General features: G+C 42.8%; 17 protein-coding genes, 1 pseudogene and 1 riboswitch. Of the genes and pseudogenes, 6 read left to right on the top strand and 12 right to left on the bottom strand.

Annotated elements, in window-relative coordinates; all coding sequences use genetic code 11:
• The first annotated feature begins 58 nt into the window (after nucleotides 1–58).
• A complete protein-coding gene (locus H70737_RS30070; RefSeq protein WP_052404460.1) occupies nucleotides 59–1,918 on the top strand; it encodes a patatin-like phospholipase family protein in 1,860 nt (619 codons plus the stop codon).
• A gap of 98 nt (nucleotides 1,919–2,016) precedes the next feature.
• Here the strand turns inward: H70737_RS30070 and H70737_RS28775 are convergent, their stop codons facing one another.
• Nucleotides 2,017–2,652 (bottom strand): response regulator, encoded by a 636-nt coding sequence (locus H70737_RS28775; RefSeq protein WP_042192860.1) that lies wholly within the window; start codon nucleotides 2,650–2,652, stop codon nucleotides 2,017–2,019.
• Between the two features lie 55 nt (nucleotides 2,653–2,707).
• Entirely contained in the window at nucleotides 2,708–3,256 is a 549-nt protein-coding gene (locus H70737_RS28780; protein ID WP_042192862.1) for a LemA family protein, read from the bottom strand.
• 236 nt (nucleotides 3,257–3,492) lie between these two features.
• On the opposite strand from H70737_RS28780, the pseudogene H70737_RS28785 reads away from it, so the two are divergent.
• A pseudogene (locus H70737_RS28785) lies at nucleotides 3,493–5,231 on the top strand (sulfatase-like hydrolase/transferase).
• Nucleotides 5,232–5,291: 60 nt separating this feature from the next.
• On the opposite strand, the gene H70737_RS28790 reads toward H70737_RS28785, so the two are convergent.
• From H70737_RS28790 to H70737_RS28805, 4 genes are all read right to left on the bottom strand, one after another.
• Nucleotides 5,292–11,105 (bottom strand): NPCBM/NEW2 domain-containing protein, encoded by a 5,814-nt coding sequence (locus tag H70737_RS28790; RefSeq protein ID WP_052404461.1) that lies wholly within the window; start codon nucleotides 11,103–11,105, stop codon nucleotides 5,292–5,294.
• A gap of 154 nt (nucleotides 11,106–11,259) precedes the next feature.
• A riboswitch (cyclic di-GMP riboswitch) is annotated at nucleotides 11,260–11,346 on the bottom strand.
• 157 nt (nucleotides 11,347–11,503) lie between these two features.
• Nucleotides 11,504–12,076, bottom strand: coding sequence for a hypothetical protein (locus H70737_RS28795; RefSeq protein ID WP_231573362.1), 573 nt, complete (start codon nucleotides 12,074–12,076; stop codon nucleotides 11,504–11,506).
• A 109-nt stretch (nucleotides 12,077–12,185) separates the two neighbouring features.
• Nucleotides 12,186–13,175, bottom strand: a complete 990-nt coding sequence (locus tag H70737_RS28800) for an EAL domain-containing protein (RefSeq protein ID WP_331281406.1) — start codon at nucleotides 13,173–13,175, stop codon at nucleotides 12,186–12,188.
• Nucleotides 13,176–13,224: 49 nt separating this feature from the next.
• Nucleotides 13,225–13,908: a Crp/Fnr family transcriptional regulator gene (locus H70737_RS28805; protein WP_042192866.1), complete on the bottom strand. Its 684-nt coding sequence runs from the start codon at nucleotides 13,906–13,908 to the stop codon at nucleotides 13,225–13,227.
• A 119-nt stretch (nucleotides 13,909–14,027) separates the two neighbouring features.
• On the opposite strand from H70737_RS28805, the gene H70737_RS28810 reads away from it, so the two are divergent.
• Nucleotides 14,028–14,879, top strand: a complete 852-nt coding sequence (locus H70737_RS28810; RefSeq protein ID WP_042192868.1) for a leucine-rich repeat domain-containing protein — start codon at nucleotides 14,028–14,030, stop codon at nucleotides 14,877–14,879.
• A gap of 15 nt (nucleotides 14,880–14,894) precedes the next feature.
• On the opposite strand, the gene H70737_RS28815 is transcribed toward H70737_RS28810, so the two are convergent.
• The 3 genes from H70737_RS28815 to H70737_RS28825 form a co-directional block, all read right to left on the bottom strand.
• A complete protein-coding gene (locus tag H70737_RS28815) occupies nucleotides 14,895–15,884 on the bottom strand; it encodes a sensor domain-containing diguanylate cyclase (protein WP_042192870.1) in 990 nt (329 codons plus the stop codon).
• Nucleotides 15,885–15,924: 40 nt separating this feature from the next.
• Nucleotides 15,925–16,719, bottom strand: coding sequence for an alpha/beta fold hydrolase (locus H70737_RS28820; RefSeq protein WP_042192872.1), 795 nt, complete (start codon nucleotides 16,717–16,719; stop codon nucleotides 15,925–15,927).
• A gap of 120 nt (nucleotides 16,720–16,839) precedes the next feature.
• Nucleotides 16,840–17,601, bottom strand: a complete 762-nt coding sequence (locus H70737_RS28825) for an SDR family oxidoreductase (protein ID WP_042131593.1) — start codon at nucleotides 17,599–17,601, stop codon at nucleotides 16,840–16,842.
• A gap of 302 nt (nucleotides 17,602–17,903) precedes the next feature.
• Between H70737_RS28825 and H70737_RS28830 the strand changes: the two genes are divergently transcribed.
• On the top strand, nucleotides 17,904–18,533 hold the full coding sequence (locus tag H70737_RS28830; protein ID WP_231573363.1) for a TetR/AcrR family transcriptional regulator: 630 nt from the start codon (nucleotides 17,904–17,906) through the stop codon (nucleotides 18,531–18,533).
• Nucleotides 18,534–18,597: 64 nt separating this feature from the next.
• Here H70737_RS28830 and H70737_RS28835 read toward each other — a convergent pair whose 3' ends face one another.
• The 3 genes from H70737_RS28835 to H70737_RS28845 are packed head-to-tail and all read right to left on the bottom strand — an operon-like array spanning nucleotide 18,598 to nucleotide 22,078.
• The gene (locus H70737_RS28835) at nucleotides 18,598–20,637 is read right to left on the bottom strand and encodes a carbohydrate-binding domain-containing protein (protein ID WP_042192875.1); all 2,040 of its coding nucleotides are present in this window, start codon (nucleotides 20,635–20,637) and stop codon (nucleotides 18,598–18,600) included.
• A 24-nt stretch (nucleotides 20,638–20,661) separates the two neighbouring features.
• A complete protein-coding gene (locus tag H70737_RS28840) occupies nucleotides 20,662–21,342 on the bottom strand; it encodes a DUF4956 domain-containing protein (protein ID WP_042192877.1) in 681 nt (226 codons plus the stop codon).
• Nucleotides 21,335–22,078 carry a polyphosphate polymerase domain-containing protein gene (locus H70737_RS28845; RefSeq protein WP_042192879.1) on the bottom strand — a complete coding sequence of 248 codons (744 nt, stop codon included), beginning with the start codon at nucleotides 22,076–22,078 and terminating at the stop codon, nucleotides 21,335–21,337. Before H70737_RS28845 ends, H70737_RS28840 begins: the two co-directional genes overlap by 8 nt.
• 375 nt (nucleotides 22,079–22,453) lie before the next feature.
• Here H70737_RS28845 and H70737_RS28850 point away from each other — a divergent pair, with 375 nt between their 5' ends.
• Both H70737_RS28850 and H70737_RS28855 read left to right on the top strand, forming a co-directional pair.
• Complete coding sequence (locus tag H70737_RS28850) at nucleotides 22,454–23,131, top strand: response regulator transcription factor (protein ID WP_042192881.1); 678 nt, start codon at nucleotides 22,454–22,456, stop codon at nucleotides 23,129–23,131.
• Nucleotides 23,131–24,405 (top strand): sensor histidine kinase, encoded by a 1,275-nt coding sequence (locus tag H70737_RS28855; protein ID WP_042192882.1) that lies wholly within the window; start codon nucleotides 23,131–23,133, stop codon nucleotides 24,403–24,405. The genes H70737_RS28850 and H70737_RS28855 overlap by 1 nt, the downstream gene beginning before the upstream one ends.
• Nucleotides 24,406–24,415: the final 10 nt, after the last annotated feature.

Raw genomic sequence — 24,415 nt, forward strand, 5'->3', positions numbered from 1 at the left:
CCCATTGTGATAATATAGGAAAAAATACTCAATCATCCCCACATAGGGAGGATTCAAATTGCATCTTTCCTACATAGACTACCCTATGCTTGAGCACCTGTCCGATGAAGAATTACAGCAGTTAGCTCCAGAAATGCAAGAAGAGCATTATGAACCCGGCAAGCTTATCATGCAAAAGGGCGAGGTCAGCCAGCGGGTTTATATTTTGGTATCCGGTCAGGTACAAGTATTTATTAGTACGGAAATAAAGGTAGAATTGGCTATACTCTCGAAAGGCCAGTTCTTCGGGGAAATGTCCTGTCTTACCGGAGACCCCATCAGTGCACATGTAGAAGCGATCGATAACGTTCATGTAATATCCGTATCCAGAAGTGGCATGCTGCTGTTAATGGACAAAAATCGCGAGTTCCGTAGCCAGATCATCGAATCCATGATCAAGAGAATCCAAAATTCCAACGAACGTGTACTGGAGGAGCATTCGAAAAGTCAGATCATCATGAAGCTTCATGAATCCGAGGAACAAGAGCGCTATGGTGAACTGATCGGAGAAAGTGCCGAAATGCGCACACTACTCAGATCGATTGAACATCTATCGACGGAGCGGGTCCATGTTGTCGTGATAGGTGAATCCGGTACAGGGAAGGTAAATGTAGCAAGAGCACTTCATTACCGAGCAACGAACGGTCAATACCCGCTACTGGTGTTAAATGTAGCAGACATGAGCCTTGTTGATTGGGAGACCAAGGTTATTGCGGCAAAAGGAGGAACCATTGTCATCGAGGAAGCAGAATCCTGTCCTTCTGAGAAGCTACTACAGCTGCTGGAGGCAGCTGCACAGATTCGAATCATCCTGACTAGCACTTGTCCCTTGAAGATTGTTTCCCACTTAGCGGTCTTGCCTGTGCCTCCTCTTCGTGAGCGAACTGAAGATATACCGCTGCTTGCGCAATACTTTCTAGAAAAAGAAGGAGCGGGCAAGGCGCAAGAAATCCTCTCTCAAGATGCCCTGAGCATGCTGTCCCTGTTCCCTTACCTCGACAATAATGTAGAGGAATTACGAAATATCGTGAGAGAAGCCTATATTCGTAGCGAAGGACGTATGATCTACAGTCACCATCTCCGCTTCGGCCGAGTCCGAAAAGTAGGAGACCGCCCAGTTATTGGTCTGGCGTTAGGAAGCGGCGCAGCCAGAGGCATGGCTCACCTTGGGGTGTTAAACATTCTGGAGCAGGAGGGCATTCCCATAGACATGATCGCAGGAACAAGCGTTGGATCTATGGTCGGAGGAGCCTATGCAGCCGGAATGTCTGTAAAAGAATGTATGAAGGTTCTTTCTACGATCAGTTGGGGACAACTGGTGCGTCCAACCTTCCCTATGCGGTCCCTTGTTCATAACGCGCCCATTATCAGCTTTATCGAAAAGCATGTCGGTAAGCGTCTAATTGAGGAGCTGCCTATACCCTTTGGCGCGATAGCTTCAGACGTCTCCACCGGTGAGGCTCATATCATGAGAACGGGTTCGCTTGCACATGCCATTGCCGCAAGTACAGCCGTTCCCGTAGCCATGCGACCTGTCAACTATCAAGGAAAGCACTTAGCCGATGGAGCCATTGTTCATCCTGTGCCAGCTGCGCTAGTAAGAAGCATGGGAGCTGATATTGTGATAGCAGTTAACGTTTGCCCTGAATCCTTCACGAAGGGAGCAGCCAGACATCTAATAGATTCCTTAATGAATACGATTGACATCATGAGCGCAAAACTGATAAAGGAAGAGCTGCAATTAGCGGATGTAATCTTGCGTCCCGATCTTGGCTTCAATCAAATCAGCTTTAAGGATGCGGACGATTACATAGCCGCCGGAGAAGTGGTAACAAGAGAAGCGATTACCCAAATCCGCCAAAAAATAGCCGCTTCCTAAATACATTGCATACAAAAAAAGAAAAATTCAGGAGGTGTCCCAAGAGCTATGAACTGCTACTGAGACACCTCCTCGTATTTAATGCTAATGTTATATTTTTACTCATAACACATTTCATATTTCGTTAGCCCTATCGCGTTTGCGTACAATGCTGCCTGTGTCCGATCATTAACCTGCAGCTTCGCTAAAATCTGGCTGACATGCTTCTTCACCGTAAATTCACTGATATATAGACGTGTAGCAATCGTTCTGTTGCAAGCACCTTGTCCAAGTTCAATCAGTACTTCCTTCTCTTTCGGTGTTAATTCATCCGTCGGACTGCTGCCGCTAATACGCATCTTTTCTTCCATTAGACCAGGATCATAGTACTTTCTCCCTTTATGCACCAATTGGATAGCAAAGAGTAACTCCTCCGGCAGTGCCTCTTTTAGGACATATCCATCTACTAGTACTTCTTCAGCCCTCAAAAAATCCTCTCTGCTCGCAGAGGAAGTCAACAGAATGAACTTACTAACCATGCCGCGAGCACGTGCTGTCTTAATGATATCCAAGCCCGATTCATTAACAAGCTTAAGATCAATGAGAACAATATCTGGCTTTGTCGCTTCAATCACATCAAATGCTTCTTGACCATTCGTGGCTTCACCAGCGAATTGCACACCTGGCTGCATTGAAATGACAGATGCCAGCCCTCTTCTAACTAAAGGATGATCATCCACAATAACGATTTTCATAGAAACGCCTCCCTCTAAATCTCATGACAATCTTAATTCTCTATATCAAGTCCACTTAGGATACCGTCCAATTAACGTCTGCCCGTTTGGCCCCTTCCATCTTGAGCAGGAATTCCGACTTAAATCCAATAGCCCCTGCAAATAAAAAATTAGGAAAAGTACTTATCATCGAATTATAGCTTGTCACATTTTCGTTATAGATACGTCTACTAGCAGATAGATTTTCCTCTAAAATATTAATCCTTTGTTGCAATTTGATATACGGATCGCTGGCCTTAAGCTCTGGATAATAGTCTGCCTGAACATTGATCGAATGAAGATACTTTTCCATTTCCACATATTTAGTCAGCTTCTCAACCGGAGAATGATGATCACTTAAACCCGCACCTATTCTATGTACTAACGCCAATATTTCGTGTTCATGTGCGGCATAAGCAATAACCATCTCCGCAACTTCAGTTAAGGCCTCAAACCGATTTTGCAAATAAACTTCTATAGTAGAAAAAGATTCTTTTACAAGATTACGCATGCTAAACAATCGAATGTAAGCAGCTATTAAATAAGCTCCGATTGTAAAAGCGATGACCAATCCGATTCCTAACATCTACATCACCTCTTGTGTATTTAATTGAATAGGCTGGAAGAGTTGGACCATCTGATTCATTATAATTAAAAGACTTGTCTGGTTATAGTGAGCGTTGTCATCACTTCTGTCATATTACAAAATGGATAATTTTATAATATAAGTATGTAAAAGGAGTTTTATTGGAGCGCTACTGTTTCCATGGTTTCCCACATAATCTAAGGCAACAACCTAATTAACCAAGGATGTGTATGCCCATGAGCAGTACAGCAGAATCATCACGCTATTTAGAGAGACCCAATTTTCTTGTAATTCTCGTAGATGAGGAGCGATATGCCCCCATATATGAACATCCCGAAATCAGAGAATGGCGACGCCAGAATCTAGTCACACAGCAATTATTAAAATGCCATAGCCTTGAGTTCCACAGACACTACATTGGAACTACCGCTTGCTGCCCCAGCCGGGCAACGCTGTTTACAGGTCATTATCCATCGCTCCATGGTGTCAGTCAGACCGTAGGAATTGCCAAAGAATCCTTTGATTCCAATATGTTTTGGCTGGATAGGAACACTGTACCTACAATGGGTGACTACTTCCGGGAAGCCGGTTACCAGACCCACTATAAAGGGAAGTGGCATATCTCCAATGAGGATATTATCATTCCCGGTACCCACGACAGCTTGCCCAGCTATAATTCGGTGACAGGCGTCCCTGACAGACATCTTGAAGAAGTTTATTTACGAGCGAATCGCTTAGATAACTTTGGGTTCTCTGGTTGGGTGGGACCTGATCCGATTGGAAAAAATCCGCGAAACTCTGCTTCCTCAGCCGCGATCGGATTAAGTGGACGCGACGAGGTGTACGGTGCAGAAACTGTGGAACTCATTCAAGCGCTGGATCGCCAAAAAAACCAGGATAAAAATACGCCTCCCTGGCTTCTCGTCTCTTCCCTTGTAAATCCACATGATATTGTTCTATACGGAGCCCTCACTGCACATTTACCTAATTTTAGGTTTGAGGTCGAGCCTATGCCTGCAGTTGCTCCCTCTCCGACGCAAAATGAATCATTAGCTACCAAGCCAGCTACCGGGACCTTTATCCAAAAGCCTTGCAGCCTATTATTGACCAGCCTTTTTATCGCCAACTGTATTATCAACTTCAAAAAAACGCTGACCTTCAAATGCGAAAGATCTTCGAGACTCTAACTCGCTCTTCTTTCTATGACAATACCATCGTCATCTTTACCTCCGATCATGGAGATTTATTAGGGGCTCATGGAGATCTTCATCAAAAATGGTACTCTGCCTACGAAGAATTTCTGCATGTCCCTTTTCTCATCCATAATAGACGCTTATTTCCCAAATCTCAGGACATCCATGCCCTAACAAGTCATGTAGATCTGATTCCAACCATGCTAGGGCTTGCGAATGTAAACATCACAGACCTTCAAAGCCGTATGCACAATAGGTACAGTGATGCCCGCCCTTTTGTAGGCCGCAATCTTGCACCTCAAATCCTTGGACACAGCCCATCTGCAATCGTCGATGCGCCCGTCTATTTCATGACCGACGATGATGTTACACGCGGCCAGCATCAAACCAGTCCCTTGGGAAAACCGTATTCGTCTGTCGTTCAGCCGAACCACATTGAGACGGTTCTAACGTATCTTCAAAGAAATGGTCGGAAAGAGCTGTGGAAGTTCTCGCGTTATTTCGATAATCCTCAATTTTGGAGCCAGCCCGGAGTTCAGGATGTCACACTTCAGCCTGTGGAGGGAAAACCCGGTGAATGGACCACAAGGATTAAGACAGAACCCGTACCTGAGGAATATGAGCTGTACAATTTGACAGAAGATCCTTTGGAGGCATATAACCTTGCACACCCCACCCTGACAACACAGCAGAGCAGAAGTATTCAGCAATGGATGAAACGTCTACTTGAAGAGCAACGGATCCAAAAGCGCTTAACACCAACCCAAACAACTACTATATAAAAACAGGCGAATCATGGTTGGATATACCACAATTCGCCTGTTTTTTTCTGCCTATGGGATTTAATTGTTATCAATAAAAGAAATTAATTGCACGAGATTACCTGCGACTTGGTAAGTTAACCCCAGCATGTAAGTTCCCTTCTCCTCGTTCGATAGGTCTATAGTGAACACATCAGGATTAGCTGCCCATTCATTCATATCAAACATGATTTCTTTAGATGTTCCAGTGTTTCTGACCCCTGCTGAATTAGGGATCACTTTACTGCCATCGAGCCCTTTCACCGGATTGGTCAATTCAACCACAGGTCCCTTTAATCCTCCCACCTCTACCACTTGAGGGTCAGCCAATAAGCTCGTTAGTTTAGTTAACCCTTGTAGTGGGGAGAAATCAGTGATTTCATTTCCAGTAATATCAAGTGTCTCTAGGTTCTTAGCATACTGTAGACCTTCCAAGGATCTAGCTCTTCCGGTCTCGCTCGTTAACGTTGTAAGGTTATACATATCCCCTAGCGTTAGTTCTCCAGTTACGCCTAACGTAGTCTTGATCGAAGCACTTAAATATTTGTCCGCAATGGTAATGACTTGCGTAAGGTCTATTTCGGTCAGACCTTCTGTTGCTTGTTGTAACGCTGCTGAGACTGCATCTATTTCACTTTGTGTGACAGAAGGATTAGTCAAAGCCGCTTCTGCACTCGAAAGGCTTGCCGTAAATGACGCAATACTCTCCGCCGTGAAGCCTTCTAGAGAAATTGCTTTTGCCGCCGCAATGGCTTGCTCCAGATCTCCAGTGAATAGGTGATCTCCATTCGCAAAATGTAGTTTGGTTCCTCCCCATGTAGCATGGTCAGATCCGTTGCCATTTCCGCCGTCTGTAACGACTAATTTCAGCTCTTTAGCTCCGTTAATATCCAATTCGATGAACTTCTGCGGATCTCTGGAGCCCATAACCCCACTATCGAATTTCTTCTCTCCATCGACAAACACTTCAAAGCTCACCGAACCGACCGTACCATACATTTGTCGATCTACACCCACATAGGAAGTGAAGTAGTCCGCGTTCTTATCGCTTAGATCGTATACAATCGTCGAGTTAGAGTGTGCTCCAATCCCTCTCTCATAGGACACTACTTGATTGCTCTCATCGGTTAATCTCAGCGTATTGGCACTAATAGATTTATCCTTCAAAGGCGCAGTATAACTGTTCTGAGTAGAATTCCAGTCGTAATCCGTCAGATACGTAAAGTCCGTCATGTCTACAACGGCAATGGTTCTAGTCTTCGTGGTCGTATTTCCATCACTATCCGTTACTGTATAAGTAATCGGATACTTTCCAGCTCTGCCCAATTTAACTTGATCTTCACCCGTAACCTTTACTTGAGCCGTCAAGTCACCATCTTCTGAATCTGTTGCCGAATAGTCTGCACCTACTGCTATCGCTTGGCCCACTTTGGTAGATACTGATTTAGCTATGGTAAGCTCCGGGGTACTGTTCAGAATTATAAACTTCGCATCAGCGAAATCACCGTGATCTGATGCATTTCCGTTGCCTGCATTGTCTAATACCAATTTCAATTCACTTACACCCTTCACAGGGATTCGAGCTAGTTTGGCTTCCGTGCCAAATTTCATCAGTCCGCTGTTATACACTTCTACCCCATCGGCGAAAATTTTGAAGATCACACTAGAGTTGTTTTGCTCCGGGATATTTCTATCAACCCCTACAAACGTTTCAAAATATTCATAGTTTGCGCCCGCTAGATTATATACAATCTCAGAGTTAGCATGCGTTCCTAAGCCCTTAGCGAACTCTTTGGTTACGCCATTTACAAGTAGTTTAATCGGATTGTTAGAACTTGCCTTATCCTTACGAACAACATTATAATCCGTTCTTGCCGACTGCCAAGCTGTATCACTCAAGTATTTACTAGCGCTATACACAACGATTGTTCTGGTCTGCACAGCTGTATTCCCATCCCGGTCTGTAACTGACAGTTCGACGTTGTAAGTGCCTGTTTTGCTTGAAGTAAAACCATTCGGACTTACCTCAACGGCTCCAATCAAGTTACCATCTTCCTTATCAACGACTGTAACATCGGTCAAAACATCAAATTCACTGTTCAGCTTAATAAACGTTGTCTCTTCAGGCACTGTGATAGTAGGCTTGCTTGAAGTATTCGTAAACTTCGCATCCGCCCATACCGTATGATCTGAAGCATTGCCGTCTGTAGCATCTGTGGTAACCAGCTTCACTTCGCGCGCGCCTGTCACAGGTATTTTCACAAATTCATGCTCTGTCCCTGCCCGGAAAACATCGCTCCCGAATTTCTTCTCTCCATCTACATATACTTCAAAGGTTGCAGAGGATGGCTTTCCTTTCATCGCTTGATCGATCCCGATGTAGCTTTCAAAGAAGTCATAACCTTTACCCTCAATATCATAAATAACTTCAGAGTTCGCATGTACACCGATTCCCTTGGTATAGGTCGCAGCTAACCCTTGTCGAACAAGAGTGATGATTCCACCAGAAACGACTTTGTCTTTCTTTAATTCACCCCAACCAACAACGACTGACTTGGCATTAAGATCCGAAAGATAAGCATAGTCACTCGTTACCATAACCAGTGTAGTTTTGGTTTCTGTAACCCCTTCGTTCTTCACTTCATATACCACTTCGTAGTCGCCTTTTTGCGTTACATTAACGGTATTTGCTTTCAGGGTGACATTAGCAGTAATATCGTTTCCTTGATAGTTAGTCGCTTTTACATAGCTCATCGGATCAAAAGCTTGATTAAGCTTTAACGTGATTTGATCTTCAACAGATAACGCTGGCTTGAAGGCTTTAACCTGTACCGGCTTCAGTGGGTTCAGCTTCTTATCATAACCAACGATCTTGTACGTATAATTGATGCTGCTATCTACATTCGTGTCCACGAACTGGTCAGTCCCTGTAAACCCTACTAACTTATCGTCTCTATACACTTCATATCCTAAGAAATCTTTCTTAAGATCCTTATCCATACTGAAGCTTAATGTGTTTGATTTAGCAGTAGCGTTAGGCGTGATATTAACCTTTATCGCAACATTCTTATCTGCTATTCCTGTTCCCTCATAATGAACCACTGAATTGTTTAAATACCAGAGCTTTTTCGGTGCTGGGTATTTAGCTAACTTCTCTTTCGTTTCAGGATTCACAGTGAAGCCATGTCTGGCAAAATAGCTACTTAGGTCTAACCCCAGCACTTCAGAGGAGAACTCCACCAAATACTGCTGCTTGGAATTGTCGCCGTTCGGAAGGGAGACCTTCCGCTCGCGGTATAGCTTGGTCAGTTCTGTCCAGTAACCCGGATGCGCTAATTCTAACTGCCAATAGGCACCGAGCTGTGCAAATAAGCCCTGCTGATTCATAACCACTTTATTTTCTTCGATTACATATTTATAAATATCACTTTCAAAAGGAATACGAGTATCCATCGAGTCCGCATAGACTGACATCAGCATAGACACCATATTATTGGTTACTTCACCATATTCTCGTTCACCCATCGCCAAGCGATGCCCTATTTCATGATTCAATCCCCATCCTGGATAGACTTTGTTAAAATCACCTAACATCGTCCCTACGGTCCCAATTTGTATCCCTGTATGATCTCCCGCTGCATACATCGCACCATAAGGCTGCATCAATCGGATGTTCTCACGAATTAGCTTCGCATCATGAATCACACTACTGCCATCCAAGCCATAGAAGTCAAAGATCGTCTTCATCCAAGTATCATAGCCGGTTACGGTACCCAGCGGATCATTTTCTTGCGTAATAAACTTGTTATAAGCTTCTGTCGCAGTTCCTGTGAAAATAACATGATCGCTGACCATTTCCACCACATCGATGAGCTCGCGATCTTGAACATTCGGATGCGCTGCCTTATCTTCATCTAATTTTTGTTTATAGGTGGTTAAGAAGGCTTTAAATTGTTCAGGATCTGTAGTCTTGGTCATCATAGGGATCTTGGTAAGCCCCTCGAACCGGATCATAGGTGCTTTACCTTGTTCCTCTGCTGTATATGGATTGACGATATACACTGTACCGCCTTTAGTCACTTCATGTGCATAATAACTATTCGTAGCAAATTCAGGAACGGTTATAATATTCTTACCTGGACGCAATTGCACACCTCTAGCCCAAACATTCCAAGCCGCCTCTTGTTGAGAAAAGACTAAAGAAGGTAGTTTATCGCTCGAAGCTGCGTCCACATAAACGTTGATTGTATCTCCAGGCATTGCAACGAGACCTGTAGGCTGGTTGTTCGTCCCGAAACCAATTCTCAGGTTTTCCTGCGCATGCTTTTTCATATCTCCACGTTGTTCCGCCTCAATGATGGTGCCTTCAGTTTGAACTTCACCATTCACTAGCTTCTTAGCTAAATCCAAAGAATCTTTCAGGATTGGATAGAGCGGATGTACTTTTGCCGCTTCTTCTAATTCGTTGATTGCTTCGACGCTATTATAAGCAGGAACAACCGCACTCATCGTGCCATCTGTGAAAATACCATTTACAGCTTCACTTACTTTATCCTCTGTATAAAATCTAAATTCAGCTGCAAAGGGTCTGTTGATATTGGCTTTTGTGAACTTGAATTTCAATCTTTTAAACTTTGTAGGTTCGAATTTAAACTCCAGAAAGTCATTCGTACTAGTCGCGGTTCCGCTAGATACGAGTTGGAAGGTCTCTCCCTTACTTGTTTCTGATGCATAAATTTCAAAAGCCTCTGGGAAGCCTTTGCGGTTATCTCTAGCCAGGAAAGCCACTCTATCTAGTATTTTCGCTTGCGCTAATTCAAACACGACTTCATTCGTGAAGCTGTCATCATTGTTTTTGTTCGTTTCCCAGTGTGTATTCGGCTGGTCATCGAGCATGTATTCCGGTTTCGTACCTGGATAGCTTCCACCGTTCACCGTTACTTTTGATACATTAGAGTTGGGCATTCTATAAGCTTCGCTATAGGCATTTTCGTATGCTGTACCATAGCCTTGTAGCTTCGAAACCTTAGCCGCTGTTGCCTCTATTTGATGATTCTCCAGAAGTACTTTTGCATTCTCTATATCTGCTTGAAACTGCACGTACAGTGGATGTGTCTGTACTTCTTGTTCTAAAGCCGTTAATTTCTCCACCGTATTAAATGCTGCGCTAACTTGACTCAAGGTATCATCTGTAAATAAATTTTTCATTTTAGCGGATACGGTATCTTCTTTGTAAAAAGAAAACTCAGCTGCACTCGCCCAATCTTGGTTAGCTTTTTTGAAGACAAATTTAAGTCTCTTGAAGGCTGTGGGTGCAAACTGAATCTCTACTACGTCACCTGCTCCGCCTTTATATTCTCCAGAGGATACTAGCGTATAATCGCCTGCATCCGTAGTTGAGCCATAAATATCAAATTCCTGAGCAAACCCCTTCCCCTTTGCACTGGATTGTCTTGCAGCGTATACGATTCTATTTAATTCAGTGGACTCATTGAAAACAAAGACAACCTCATTCGTGAACGTTGAACTGTTCGGTTTGCCCGTTTCCCAATGCGTACTCATATCGCCATCAATAGCCTTAGCTATAGGTGAACCTGAGTAGTTGCCACCGTTATTGGTAATGGATTTAATATTCGCAGGATTCATTCTAAAAACATCATTATAAGCGCCTAGGATAGCCTTGCCGTACAGATCAAACGGAATAACTGACGCATTGCTGAATAGGTCAGCCTTGCTTTGTACTACAGTGTTCACTACACTTACCTTGCTTACATCACTTGCTAAAGCATAACCTGCCTCACTCGAAAAACTGGCTAACATGGCTGCCGATGTAGCGATCGCAATCATTTTTTTCATCTTTTCTACCCCCCAGATGTAATATGAATCTCTTCCGTGCCTAAAAATAGGCACAAAAAAAACTACCCCAAAAGAGTAGCTTGATTGCGTATAAAGTCGCATAAAAACTAAGACTTAATTTTTATTAAACTTTAACAAAAAGCGTAATACACTCTTTGGCAGCTGGCTGACAATAGTTATGATAACCTTAGTCCCTATAGCTTTGCGTCCCTACATTTCCATAGGTTTGCCTATGAAGTTTCGAATACATTACAAAGAGTAACATAACGCTACATCTGATCGCATGATTAATTGGTATGAAATCCGAATAGGTAATTGCAATTACTTTTTCTATCGTGATAGATATTCTTTATCGAGTATCCCGGAAGAGAGAGGACACTTTAGGACTGGAGGTCTACTTAACTCCCCGCACCAAACAAACGCCGGAACCAATTCCACACATCGCCCGTGATGGGAATTAACCCGAAGCCATGCTCGCCAACTGCGATTAGACCATATGCCCATTGGCCAATAGCTACTGCTCCCCCAGCAATCCGTCCTATGGCTACCGCCCCAAATGCCGTATCACCTATGGCGACAGCCCCCAACGCTTTTTCGGCTATCGCGATCGCGCCTACAGCCACTCCTGCAATGGCAATCGCCCCAGCTGCGAAGCCAAGCCAGCTAATGGCTATCGCTCCAAGGGCTAACCACATTCCTAGTGATATTGCACCCACGGATAGAACCCCTACGCTTATCGCACCTATGGAAATCAAGCCTACAGCTACATCTCCAATAGCAATTAATCCAACAGCTGTCTTCACTTGTGGCTTGCTTCCGTGACCATACCCCTGACCTGAGTATCGACCCAAATTGCTGCGAATACTTACCACCGGAAATGATGGAGACGGCCATTGATAATCAATTTCTCGTCCACCTAACCCTCTAGAATCCGCCCAGTGTGTGATGTACTTATGCCATTTCATATCCATCCCGTCCCCCTTCTCAATTACCTTAATTATACAACCCCGGGGGTTGGCTGCACTCAGACTCTGACCTGAAATTCATCTCATCCTCTAGACGGAGTTATACTCATTAGTATCACTGTTTGGGAATAGGATCAGGCTTTCCAAATAAATATCCCTGAAACAACTGATAACCACTCTGCTTAAGCCATTCAAAGTCCTCTCTAAACTCCACACCTTCTGCTAAAGGAACAGATTGGATTTCTAAAGCTTTTTCTAAAAATTGTTTAGCTATTTTCTGTTTGTTCAGATCGCTGGACACACCCTGAACATATTTCATATCCAGCTTCATGTAATGGGGTTTAAGCTCCAATAACATCTCGATCGTGCTGAAGCCCTCGCCAACATCATCTAAAGCGTATTCAAATCCCCGATCCTTGTAATATGTCAAAATAGCTTTCAAATGAGCGAGATCATCCACTTTCTCCGTCTCAACAACTTCAAAAACAAAAAGAGAGGGATCGACGCCTAATTGATTGGCCAGTTCAACGGTTGATCTTAAGCAGAACTCTGGAGCGTAGATCGACGTTGGGATAAAATTAATAAACGTTTTTTTATTTAAGGGTGCAGCATATTTTACAGCAGTCATTCTACATAACCGGTCTAAAGCATATAAACGCCCACGATTCCGTGCCGCCGCAAAAATCTCATTAGGATAGATAAGGGACCCATCTTCTTTTTTAAATCTGGATAGGAGCTCGTATGCAAAAATCTCTTCCCGTACGTTCACAATCGGTTGGAAGTGACAAGTAACTAAGCCCTTAGTTATAACCTCATCAATCCACTCCATATCAAGTACAGTAGGTAATTCGGATAGAGGTCTCCATGTTTGGTCATCTATACGGAATTCAAACTGCTCCGACTCCATATGGTCATTACAGAAATCTAGAAAATCCCGCACCCCAGCCTCCTTAATCGTAATCACATTTTCTTCTACCTTATGTATCGAATTACTTCTACTCAAGTGATGAATAACCTCAGGTAAAATCCTTAGATTAAGCTCACCATGAGCCTTGATTTCAAAATTCAGCTCTCTTACTACACAATGATTACATGCCACATTCATAACCCCTTTAATAATCAATTCTCTGAAAAAGATCCCGGAACTGCTCTTCTCAATCGAAATCCGTATACTCTAGTAAATACGTCGGGTCTAACACGGTGATCTGCTGATGTTGAATATCAATAATCTTTTGCTCTTGCAGGTCTTTAAGCACAAGGGTAGCCGTCTCCCTTAGCGTTCCGATCATATCCGCGAACTGCTGATGGGTCAATCGAAGATCAATCCTCTGTTTGCCTTGCTCCTCGACTGCAAATCTTTGGTATAGTCTTCTCAGCGTAAAGATCGCACGCGCTCTCGCATCATGAAATTTCATTTCATGTAATAACCGATTCGATAAAAATAAACGGTCCATTTGCAGCAGCATCAATTGTTCCTTAATCAACGGGTAATCGGCAAGCATCTGCTCAAAAGGCTCACGTTTAATCACAAATAATACAGTATCATTCATAGCCACCGCAGACAGCACTCTTATATTGGAGGGATGGATCACTTCCAGATCGCCAAATAAATCGCCTTTTCCAAAAAGATCTACGGTATGCTCTTTCCCCTTCGTAGTAGCGTACACCCTAATAATTCCCGAATAGATAACATAGGCGTGATCTCCCGGATCTGATTCTGCAAACACCAGAGTCCCTTTGGAATAGGCCCTATAAGTGAACAGTCTTGAGACCGCCTCGATCTCCTCCGAGGGTAAACCCTGAAAAAAGCGAATGCCAGTCCAAAAAGAAGCTTCCATCTCATTATTCCTTTCTAACACATTCCATAGTTTTGTATGCCAACATACTGATAATAAATCATCATCCTGTTATATTCTATCGTAACGATGCCAAAACCAATAACAAAGGAGAACCTTCCATGAGATATAATTTTGACGGAAAAGGACTTACAGAAACGCCAGAGATCGTGTTTGAGAGCAATCCTCTACTAGAACTGAGCATGTACAACAACCATCTTAAAGAAATCCCTGACCATCTCTTCCTCCATGACGAATTAGAGGTACTTAATTATGCGGGTAATGAAATCGAACAGTTATCCGAGAACATCGGTCGCTTAGTTCACCTAAGAATGTTGGATTTAGGCCATAATCGACTGAAGGTATTGCCGGAGACAATTGGCGGACTGCAGGGGTTAGATTCTTTTCTATACCTAAGTAATAATCAGTTCGAACAGCTGCCGGAGCAGCTTTGTAATCTCCAGAAACTCAAGTATCTGAACGTAACAGATAATCATCTCAAGCAATTGCCTACCCGTATAGGCGAAATGAGCAGTCTAATTGAACTGCGGCTTTATTATAATCAGCTAGAACGTCTACCTGATTCGATCACACAAATTAAAGGGTTAAGAGAGATTCATCTTTATGGTAATCAACTGGTCGTATTGCCAGAGCATTTGGGTGCTTTAGAAGAACTGCGGATACTCGATATGAGTGATAATCGAATCACTGAACTGCCCTCATCCATCGGTAAACTAAGCAAGTTAAGAAGACTTAACCTTCGAAAAAATAAACTGAATAAGCTGCCTGAGGAAATAGGTCAATTAAGCAGCCTTGTTGAGCTTGATTTAAGAGATAATAACCTGCAAGAAATCCCGAATTCCCTTTTACAGCTTGAACGATTAGAGAAACTGGATCTAAGATGGAATCACAGCTTGAAGGGAACGGATATTTTAGAGCAATTAGAGCAAAGAGGATGTATCGTATATAAATAACAAAAAAGCCCCCTGTTAAAGAAGCTTTTCATTCAAATCTATGCTATGCGTGACGCGGTTTCTCCCCTGTTCTTTAGAGGCATAGAGCGCTTGATCAGCTTTTTGCAGAAGGGTGGTTTCTGAATCAGCTGGAATAAATGTAGCTATACCAATACTCACCGTAATCCGGCCCATTTCCCAAGTTGAATACGCGATAGATTGCCGTAAATTCTCAGCTATAGTCTTTGACTCCGAGATGTCTGTATTTGGTAAAAGAAGTATGAATTCCTCACCGCCATATCTAACCGCCATATCCTCTTTACGAGATTGCAGTTTCAAGATACTCGCCATTTTCTCCAGTACATAGTCACCTGTCTGATGCCCATAGGTGTCGTTCACTTTTTTAAAATGATCAATATCTATAATACACAGCGAAAATGCTGCTTCAGCTTGGGCATACCCTGCAATCTGCTCTTCCAGCTTCTCTTGAAGAAACCTTCTATTCTTCAGCCCAGTCAGCTTATCTGTATTAGATAATTCTACTAAAACGGCATTCATCTCCAGCAATTCAGCTTGCTTTTGCTCGATTTCCAGGTGAATTTGTTTGAGCTTTGCCAGCGCCTGATCTTTTTCCCAATAAGCCTCTTCTATTTGCTTCTTCGCAGATCGTAACTCTAGCTCATAATCAATACGTTTGCCCATCTGTACCAGAATACAATCAATGACCTCTACACCTTCACACTCAAGGCGTCTGCCATTTAACAAGTAAGGGACGGCTTGTCCCTTGCTGTCCTTCAAATTGATAAATAACTCTTCCACCTGTCCATTCAGATTGATAAAAGGATAGAAGTATGAATGAAAAATAAGCTTGTTTGCCGTAGACATGATAGATTCAAAATGCTTATGCACCAAATCAACCTGCTTATATCCCATACGGTCCAAGAACGTCTGATTTACATCCTTGATTATTCCTTCATGGGTAATAGAAACATAGCCACAAGGCGCATATCTTAATCGGTCATCCATGATCTAAATATCCTTTCAACACAGCATAATCTCATCTAGCTTACGTAAGATATTCATTAATTAAAGTGATGGTCTCCTCAGGATGGCTTATATGCGGGTAATGCCCTTTAGCCTCCATTAACCGGAAGGTGCTATTATTCAAGTGTTTATGTAGATATTCTCCAGCCGCTATAGGTACGATACTGTCATCCGAGCATTGTAGAATAAGTGTAGGGATTGTAGCCTTAGGTAGATCTTCCCTATGATCTGAAAAGAACGTAACTTCTGCAAATTCCCTTGCAATAACAGGATCTGCCGAGATAAAGCTGCGCTCCAGCTCTTTCGTTAACATCGGGTCAGGGTTGTTCATAGCAAGAGGTGCCATAAAGCTAGCCCAGCCAGCAAAATTCATCTCCATCATCTCCAGAAGCTCAGTAATATCGCTCTTCTCGAAGCCTCCGAAATAAGTATCCCCCTCATTTAAATAACATGAAGAAGGACCAATCATAATCATTTTATCAAAATAATCCGGCCGCTCAATCGAAGCAAGCATCCCGATCATAGAGCTAATCGAATGACCTATAAAAATAATATCTTTGAGTTCCAACGTTTCGATGACATCCAATACATCCTGTACATAGCCGTGGAGCGTATGATACTTATCTGTTGTATATGCACTTAAATCTGAGTTACCTGAACCTACATAATCAAATAGAACGATTCGATATTTTTTCTCAAAAGAAGGCGTAATAAACTGCCACATGCTCTGGTCACACCCAAATCCATGTGCAAAAAGGATGGTTCTTTCTCCTTCTCCAATCACTTTCACATGATTCCGCGCCCTAACATCGTTCATTTCATATAACTCCCTCTATAGTTAGCATTCTCTCTATTTTGAAGGGTTAACCTGGAAATATCAAGAGCATAAAAAACTCCGCTAGAGTAATCTCTAGCGGAGTTTTTATGATATCTAATTTTAGAATGCTGAAGTCCATCCCGCATCGGCAGCGAGGACTGCTCCGTTTACAAAACTGGAGTCATCTGAAGCCAGGAATAACGCAACTTGTGCGATTTCTTCAGGTGAACCTACACGAGGAATTACAGCCTGTGTTAGTTGAGTGCGGCTCATGCCGAACTCATTAATATTTTTCATAGAAGCACTAATGTTAGTGGCAGTAGCTCCTGGTGCGATGGCATTACAACGAATGCCTTTGTTGGCATACATAAAAGCTGTATTTTTCGTCAAGCCTACTACTGCATGTTTGGAGGCAGTATAAGTTGCTCCAGCATGAGCACCACTTACGCCACCAGTAGAAGCGGTATTCACAATAACGCCCTTTCCTTTTTCGAGGAAAATAGGTAGCGCTTTACGTGTGGACCGCATTACACTTTTGGTATTGATGTCAAAGATAAGATCCCATCTCTCATCATTAATATCACCAACTGGCTCAAAGCCGTCCATAATACCCGCATTATTCACTAGTATATCTAGGGTTCCATATTCATTTACTGCGGTATCAATCATGTTATTGATATCTTCGACTAGAGCAACATTTACTTTCAACGCCTTAGCTACTCCACCATTACTAACGATTCCTGCTGCGACTTGTTCCGCACCTTCGAGGTTAAGATCGGCTACTATTACTTTAGCACCTTCTTTAGCGTACAACTCTGCGATAGATTTCCCCATACCCGAGGCTGCTCCGGTAACAACTGCAACTCTGTCTTGAAGTTTCATGTTGGAAGTCTCCTTTACGTTTATCTATAATGTAAGTATCAATACAAGCAAAAACGCCTTCGGCGTCCTTAATGGGACGGTAAGCGTATATGCGAGAAATATAAGGATAAAGTATAGCGTGAAACTTATACTTCCTTATATTTTATAAAATCTCTAAATCACTTAAAATTTATTCTACTCAAGTTTAATCTTCTGCAATTTAACTATCAATATACAAATGAGACATCAAATGTTCATAAATATATATAACTTGGAATTGTGTTGAAATAGGAATAGAAAATAGACAGTTAGGTGGTCTTCTGTTGCTTAAAAATCGAAGAACGAGTAAATCGAAGAAAGAACTAAAAAATGCATTGATATTACTCATGGAAAAAAAGAATTTCCGCACCATTACGATAACCGATATTGTGACCCTAGCCGATTTAAACCGTGGAACCTTCTATAAGCATTATCAAACCAAAGAAGAACTTCTGAATGAGCTGATTGATGATGTGCTGGAGGATTTAATTAAGGCTTATAAAGATCCCTATCTCCATACCGATAAATTCATGGTGAGTGAGCTTACTACCTCTAGCATCAAAATTTTTGAGCATGTCGTTTCCTACTCTAATTTTTATACCATCATTGTAAATTCCAATGTTCTGCCTGGGTTTCAAAATAAGATTTGTGACATCTTAAAGGAGCTAACCAAGCAGGACTTAGTCGAGGTTAATAATACTAATAACAATATAAATATCGAATTATTTTCTAGCTATACGGCCTATGCTCTATTTGGATTAATCATGGAATGGGTAAAGGGAGGGTTCAAATATACTGCGAACCATATGGCAGAGCAGTTGATTCAAATTCTGTCTTTTAATTCACACAATGTGATCATAAAGACTTCAAATCAACCCATTAAGCAGAATTTAATCTCTATTAATAGCGACTAATTATCTGTACCACCAAAAAGCCACTCCAATGTGCTGGAGTGGCTTTTAATAGGAAATTTATAGATTATGGTCTTCCTTTTCCACCGCCACCGCCGCCACCTGGACCTTGATTGGTGTTCGCGGTGGTTACTCCGGATTCATTCAGCCAAGTTACACTACTTGTGATTTCAAACGCTACTACTTTCGTTCCTCCAGTATATTCGCCATCCGTATACAATCCATTTGCTTCACTGCCAGTCGAGGTACCTCCCGAGTAGAGGGTGTATGATCCACCGTCTTTCAAATCAGGGGAGCTCATCACCAACGACTGATAATCCTTCGATGGAGCAAAGGTTAGGATCGTGTTTCCTTCGCTATCCTCCAGATGGACCAATGTTCCGGCCTTCTGGATCTGAGGAAACGTCATGCTGACTGCATGTTGGCTGGAGGTGTCAGACGTTGCCTGAGCCATACCCGAGCTTCCCGCGGCTATTAGAGTACCGCCACTCTGTTCAAAGCTGCCATCGTAATCGAGAGCACCGTTTCCACCATTAGTAGGTCCATTAACAATTACTGTACCACCTGACATCACGATAGAGCCGTTCGAATCCAATCCGTCACCTGTGGCATCGACTGTTAATGTTCCCCCGCTAATCGTGAGCACATTAGCCGCAGCATCGCTGAATTGATCCTGCTCCTGAGGGCCACCTCCTACAGTCGCTTCATCATTACCTCCTGCAACATTCACTCCATCATCAGAAGCAACCACATGAGCTTCACCACCGGAAATCTCGATGTTTGCTCCTTCAATCCCTTCGTAGCTCTTCGTAATATCAATTTTGCCACCGGATATCGCCACCAAGGCATCCGCATGGATTCCATCGTCGCCAGTTTTGATGTTGAATTCTCCATCGGCTATCGCAACGTTACTGTTGCTGTGCACTGCATCATCAGCAGAATCAATGTTAAATGTTCCGTTGTTTACGCTAATATCTCCTCCAGCCTTCAAGCCTTTAGTACTTGGTATTTCCGATTCTGTTGTTGTAGTTGTTGGTGCTTCCGTTGTTGTTATCTCTGGCTTTGCTTCTGGTTTTGTTGCTGGTGTCGATGTTTCTGATGTTCCCGGTGCTTGGCCACCTGTTCCTTGACCTCGGTCACCTCTCATGCCCATGCCTGCCCCTTGATCGCCTGTCTTCACTTCGCCATTCTCGCTGCCTCCGCCTGTAACCACGGTATACGTTCCGCCATCGATTACAAGTGCAGTTTCCGCCTGAATTCCGTCATTGCCAGCCTTAATATCAAATGTTCCTGCTGCTATAGCAAGGAAGCCTTTGTCCGTTTCGGTATCGTTCGTTGATTTCATTCCGTCACCTTCAGCTGTAATGCTGATACTTCCATCCTGCACAGCGACTAGATCTTTACCGACAATCCCGTCATCGGCAGCCTGAATTTCAAGTGTGCCATTCATTATTTTGAGATCGTCCTTGCTTGTAATCCCATCATTATAATTAGCAGAAACGGACAGCTTCCCTGTGCCATTGATTGTTAAGTCTGCTTTACTAAAGATAGCTGCACTAGGCTCATCTGTAGTGTCATCAGCATAGACATAAGTTGCTCCATCCGATACGGAGTTCTCTGTTCCGTCCTCCAAGGTAATGATCACTTTACCTGCTTCTTTAATATCAATTGCAGCACTATCGCTGTTCGTGATGTTCACACCGTTCAGTACCAAATGCACAATACCTTCATCCTGATTATTAACTACAATCTGTCCATCACTCAGCTTACCAGACAGCACATAAGTTCCCGCTGCAGTAATTGTCACTGATCCATCCTTAGACTCAGCCCCGGTGCCGTCAACAAGCGCACTTGTTCCAGCCAAAGCAATTTCCGTCGATTGGTCCGCCGTCCAACTTGTATTAGAATCATCTTCATCGAACGTTACTAAGTCCGACAGCTTTGCACTTGCCAGTTGTACTCCGGTAGCAGCTCCACTCTGGCTCGACGTTAATTCACTCGACATAGCTTCAGACTGTGCTGTCGTATTATTATTGCTGCAAGCCGACATGAGTCCCGCACACAGTAACAAGACCCCTATTTTACTGATTGTTGTATAATTCTTCATATCTCATCCATCCTTTCGGTCATTTTAATAGTCATTTGCAGTGGGATTCATAGTTAACGAGAGATCTAGATTCCCGTTACGAGTGCGAATCGCATCTAGGAATTCCTTCTGGTTCACAGTCTCGCCCAGCGTAACGACATAGACTAGTTCATATAAACTACCAAGCTCAGTCGTTCTAATCTTCTTAAGGTCATACCCTACATTAAATTTGTTGAAAACTTCAGCGAATGCCTCCTCATAGCCCAGACTCTCTGGAATAGTTACCTTGAGTGTCTTTTGCAACGTTGTTTTTACCCCGAAATTAGTCCGATTAAGAATAAACATAAGTGCGCACAAGATAAGAGTGAACAAGACTGCGTATCCGAATGAACCTACCCCGCAGGCCAGTCCTGATGCCATGGTAAACAATACAAATGTGATATCCTTCGGATCACCAGGTGCACTTCTGAACCGAATGATGGAGAATGCTCCGGCAAGACTGAAGGCTCTGGCAACATTACTGCCAATGAGCAGGATGATGATGGCTACAATTACGGGCAGCAGTACCATTGTGAGTGTAAAGCTTTGCGAATAACCACTGGAATTCGTCTTCATATAGGTGTAGCTAATAATCCCGCCAAGGGCGATAGCTATAACAATGGTTAGGATTGCGTTGGTAAACGTTAGCCCTGTACTCGTAGCTACGGTAAATAATGAATCAAGCATAAAGAGCACTCCCCCGTTCTGTTTTACTGTTCTTCAGCATTTTTTTATATTCATTACCGTACTTGGAGAAGCTTGTACGGTACATTTGATGCTCTGAGAGCATTTTTGCTAACCAAACCGGAATCGTATTTTCAGCCTTTACTTCCATAAGCCACTGACCTGGCTCTAGTAATGGTTCGCCATAAACGCCATGCTCCATCTTGAGATCGTATCGCCGACTTCGAATATTCGTATCGAACGTGATTCTTAAATCACGATTTTTTTTACAAAACAACGCTTTGCGGTCATAAGACAGATACACCTTTGGCTGCAATTCATACCGCGTTAAAAAGTATTTAATCTCTTCAATCACCTGTTTGTTCATATAATCCTTAAATTCTGGCTCCCTGCCAGTGGCAACAAAAGCATAAGCCTCGTCCAATTTGAGCGGCGTTCTTCTTTTATTCACCAGCCCGAACACCTTCTTCTTAATTTCCAGATACACCTTTGTATCTTGATTCGGAACACCGTAAGCTCTCAAACGCAGCTTCTCTTTGTACTTCGGCTTCGCAAGACTATTACGAATCAGGGTATTGTGCGCAGTATCATAATATAAGTTGGTGATGGAATAAAACTCATGCTGCTTGTTGAAATCGTCTAGTTCCATGTATTCGAGTAATTGGTTATAAAATTTATAGTAAGCTTCGTTGTCCAGTAAATATTTGTTCTCATAACGGTTGAATACCTCAATCGCCATATGGGATCATCCTTTCTGTTTATCATTGTCTCGTGTGCTTATGAATGTATCTTAGATCCCAAACCTTTAATGAATCTTAAATGGTTTTACAAACTACCCCACTACAGGTGTAAATCGTAACTCCGGTGAATGTTGGACTTCCGGCCGCTGTTGTCTGCAGATTTATTGATTTAAATTGCTATTCGCAGTGGAAATCCCCAGACAAAGGCGGACGCTATCGCTCCTACAGTTCCAAAATCCCCCTCCGTTACTTACCACCTGTTCAATTTTTTACAATGCAGTTCTATACCAGCCTTCATTAAGGTTCAGTAAAGGTAATACTGATATAATGACCTCAATAACAAATACTCGTTTTATGTAGGGGATGGCAGAACCATGAGAATACTAATCGTAGAAGACGAGCTTCATCTCGCTGAAGCCTTAACTCAAATATTAAAAAAACATAATTATTCGGTGGATGCAGTCCATGACGGTAGATCGGGTCTCGATTACGCACTGAGCGGAATTTATGATTTGCTGCTGCTCGACATTATGCTACCTGAGATGGATGGGGTTAGCGTCCTCAAGACGCTGCGCAAGAAAGGGGTATCCACTCCCGTTATCCTGCTTACCGCAAAGGGGGAGATAACAGATATGGTCACTGGACTAGACTATGGGGCTGATGATTATATCGCCAAACCTTTTTCCTCGGAGATCTTACTGGCACGAATAAGGGCTGTACTAAGACGTAAAAACGAGGTTATTCCAGATGATGCTTTAAAGTTCGGGGATATTGAATTGAATACATCGACTCTGAAGCTTACCGTGGGTGGCAAAGAGATCAAGCTGAACCTTAAGGAAAGTGAATTATTGGAGCTTCTGATTCTTAGAAAACAAGCCGTAACCTCCAAGGAACAAATTATTGAGAAGTTATGGGGGTTCGATTCGGAGGCAGAGCACAACAATGTGGAGGTGTACATTTCTTTTTTGAGAAAAAAATTGACCTTCTTAAATTCGACTGTACGCATTAGTACGATCAGAAATGTAGGGTATGTATTAGAGGTGACGGCCTAATGTTCACGAAGCTCAGAAATCGATTTCTTATTGTTAACCTAGTAACTATATCCGTAATAATGCTGGTGGCTTTCATCTCGATTTATGTCATTACGTACCAAGATGTCCAAAACAATATTCAGATGGATCTTCACAGAATTATGGAGAACTACAAGTCTCCCGGCGGTGATACAGGACGAATGGGCTCAACTAAGGGAGGTTCCCAGTTACCCCATGCTGATAATAAACGTATGGATAACGGAACTCCACCTCCGGAACGGTCCGTCTCATTTATGCTGAAGATAGATACAGCGTCGAACCTCATCGGGAAAGATTCCAAATTTACGATGGACGATGAATTTTATGATACGGCTCTGCAAGAGGCTCTGAGTGCTGATAAAGATACCGGAAGGTTCACCTTGGACAGCAGCAAATGGATCTTCAACATCCAGCATACGAATGATGGGGCAATGCTTGTATTTCTGGACATCACTGCCCAGCAGAAAATCCTCACCAATCTAATCTATACCTTCTCTGTAGTTGGCTCGGTAATGCTAATTATTTTATACTTCACAAGCCGGTTTTTCGCTAATCGGTCCATCGCACCGGTGAAGGAGGCTTTTGATAAACAAAAGCAGTTTATTGCCGATGCTTCCCATGAATTGAAGACGCCGCTGACCATTATTAACACCAATGCGGATGTTCTTCTCTCCAACAGTGATGATACTATTCACAATCAGTCGAAGTGGCTGCACTACATCAAATCGGAAACAGAGAGAATGACCAGTCTGACCAATGATCTGCTATACCTAACCGAGATGGACGACTCCAGATCGACCATGATCTATTTGAAGTTCAATTTGAGCGAAGCGGTTGAGAATATTATTTTAACGATGGAAGCTGTTATCTTCGAGAAGCATATCTCGCTTGAATATGACATTGAGCCTAACCTGACCGTGATGGGGAATAGTGAACAAATTAAACAAGTGATTATGATCCTTTTGGACAACGCTGTAAAATATACGAATCCTAAAGGCTCAGTCACTTTATCCCTTAAAAAACAACATAATGATATGGTGTTATCGGTCACCAATACGGGTGAGGGCATTGCATCGGAGCACTTAGCAAGAATCTTTGACCGATTCTACCGTACGAATGCTTCCCGAGCGCGTAAACAAGGGGGTTATGGCCTGGGGCTGGCGATTGCCAAATCCATCGTTGAACAACATAAAGGAAAAATTTACGCCAAAAGCACGGTCGGCGAATCCACCACCTTTTACGTTCATCTTTCATAACTAAAAGTAA

This window comes from Paenibacillus sp. FSL H7-0737 (genome assembly GCF_000758545.1).
Taxonomy (GTDB): domain Bacteria; phylum Bacillota; class Bacilli; order Paenibacillales; family Paenibacillaceae; genus Paenibacillus_AQ.

Coding starts and splice junctions, on each gene's coding strand:
- H70737_RS28775 (WP_042192860.1), bottom strand. CDS start 2,652: ATGAAAATCGTTATTGTGGATGATCATCCTTTAGTTAGAAGAGGGCTG.
- H70737_RS28780 (WP_042192862.1), bottom strand. CDS start 3,256: ATGTTAGGAATCGGATTGGTCATCGCTTTTACAATCGGAGCTTATTTA.
- H70737_RS28790 (WP_052404461.1), bottom strand. CDS start 11,105: ATGAAAAAAATGATTGCGATCGCTACATCGGCAGCCATGTTAGCCAGT.
- H70737_RS28795 (WP_231573362.1), bottom strand. CDS start 12,076: ATGGATATGAAATGGCATAAGTACATCACACACTGGGCGGATTCTAGA.
- H70737_RS28800 (WP_331281406.1), bottom strand. CDS start 13,175: ATGAATGTGGCATGTAATCATTGTGTAGTAAGAGAGCTGAATTTTGAA.
- H70737_RS28805 (WP_042192866.1), bottom strand. CDS start 13,908: ATGGAAGCTTCTTTTTGGACTGGCATTCGCTTTTTTCAGGGTTTACCC.
- H70737_RS28810 (WP_042192868.1), top strand. CDS start 14,028: ATGAGATATAATTTTGACGGAAAAGGACTTACAGAAACGCCAGAGATC.
- H70737_RS28815 (WP_042192870.1), bottom strand. CDS start 15,884: ATGGATGACCGATTAAGATATGCGCCTTGTGGCTATGTTTCTATTACC.
- H70737_RS28820 (WP_042192872.1), bottom strand. CDS start 16,719: ATGAACGATGTTAGGGCGCGGAATCATGTGAAAGTGATTGGAGAAGGA.
- H70737_RS28825 (WP_042131593.1), bottom strand. CDS start 17,601: ATGAAACTTCAAGACAGAGTTGCAGTTGTTACCGGAGCAGCCTCGGGT.
- H70737_RS28835 (WP_042192875.1), bottom strand. CDS start 20,637: ATGAAGAATTATACAACAATCAGTAAAATAGGGGTCTTGTTACTGTGT.
- H70737_RS28840 (WP_042192877.1), bottom strand. CDS start 21,342: ATGCTTGATTCATTATTTACCGTAGCTACGAGTACAGGGCTAACGTTT.
- H70737_RS28845 (WP_042192879.1), bottom strand. CDS start 22,078: ATGGCGATTGAGGTATTCAACCGTTATGAGAACAAATATTTACTGGAC.
- H70737_RS28850 (WP_042192881.1), top strand. CDS start 22,454: ATGAGAATACTAATCGTAGAAGACGAGCTTCATCTCGCTGAAGCCTTA.
- H70737_RS28855 (WP_042192882.1), top strand. CDS start 23,131: ATGTTCACGAAGCTCAGAAATCGATTTCTTATTGTTAACCTAGTAACT.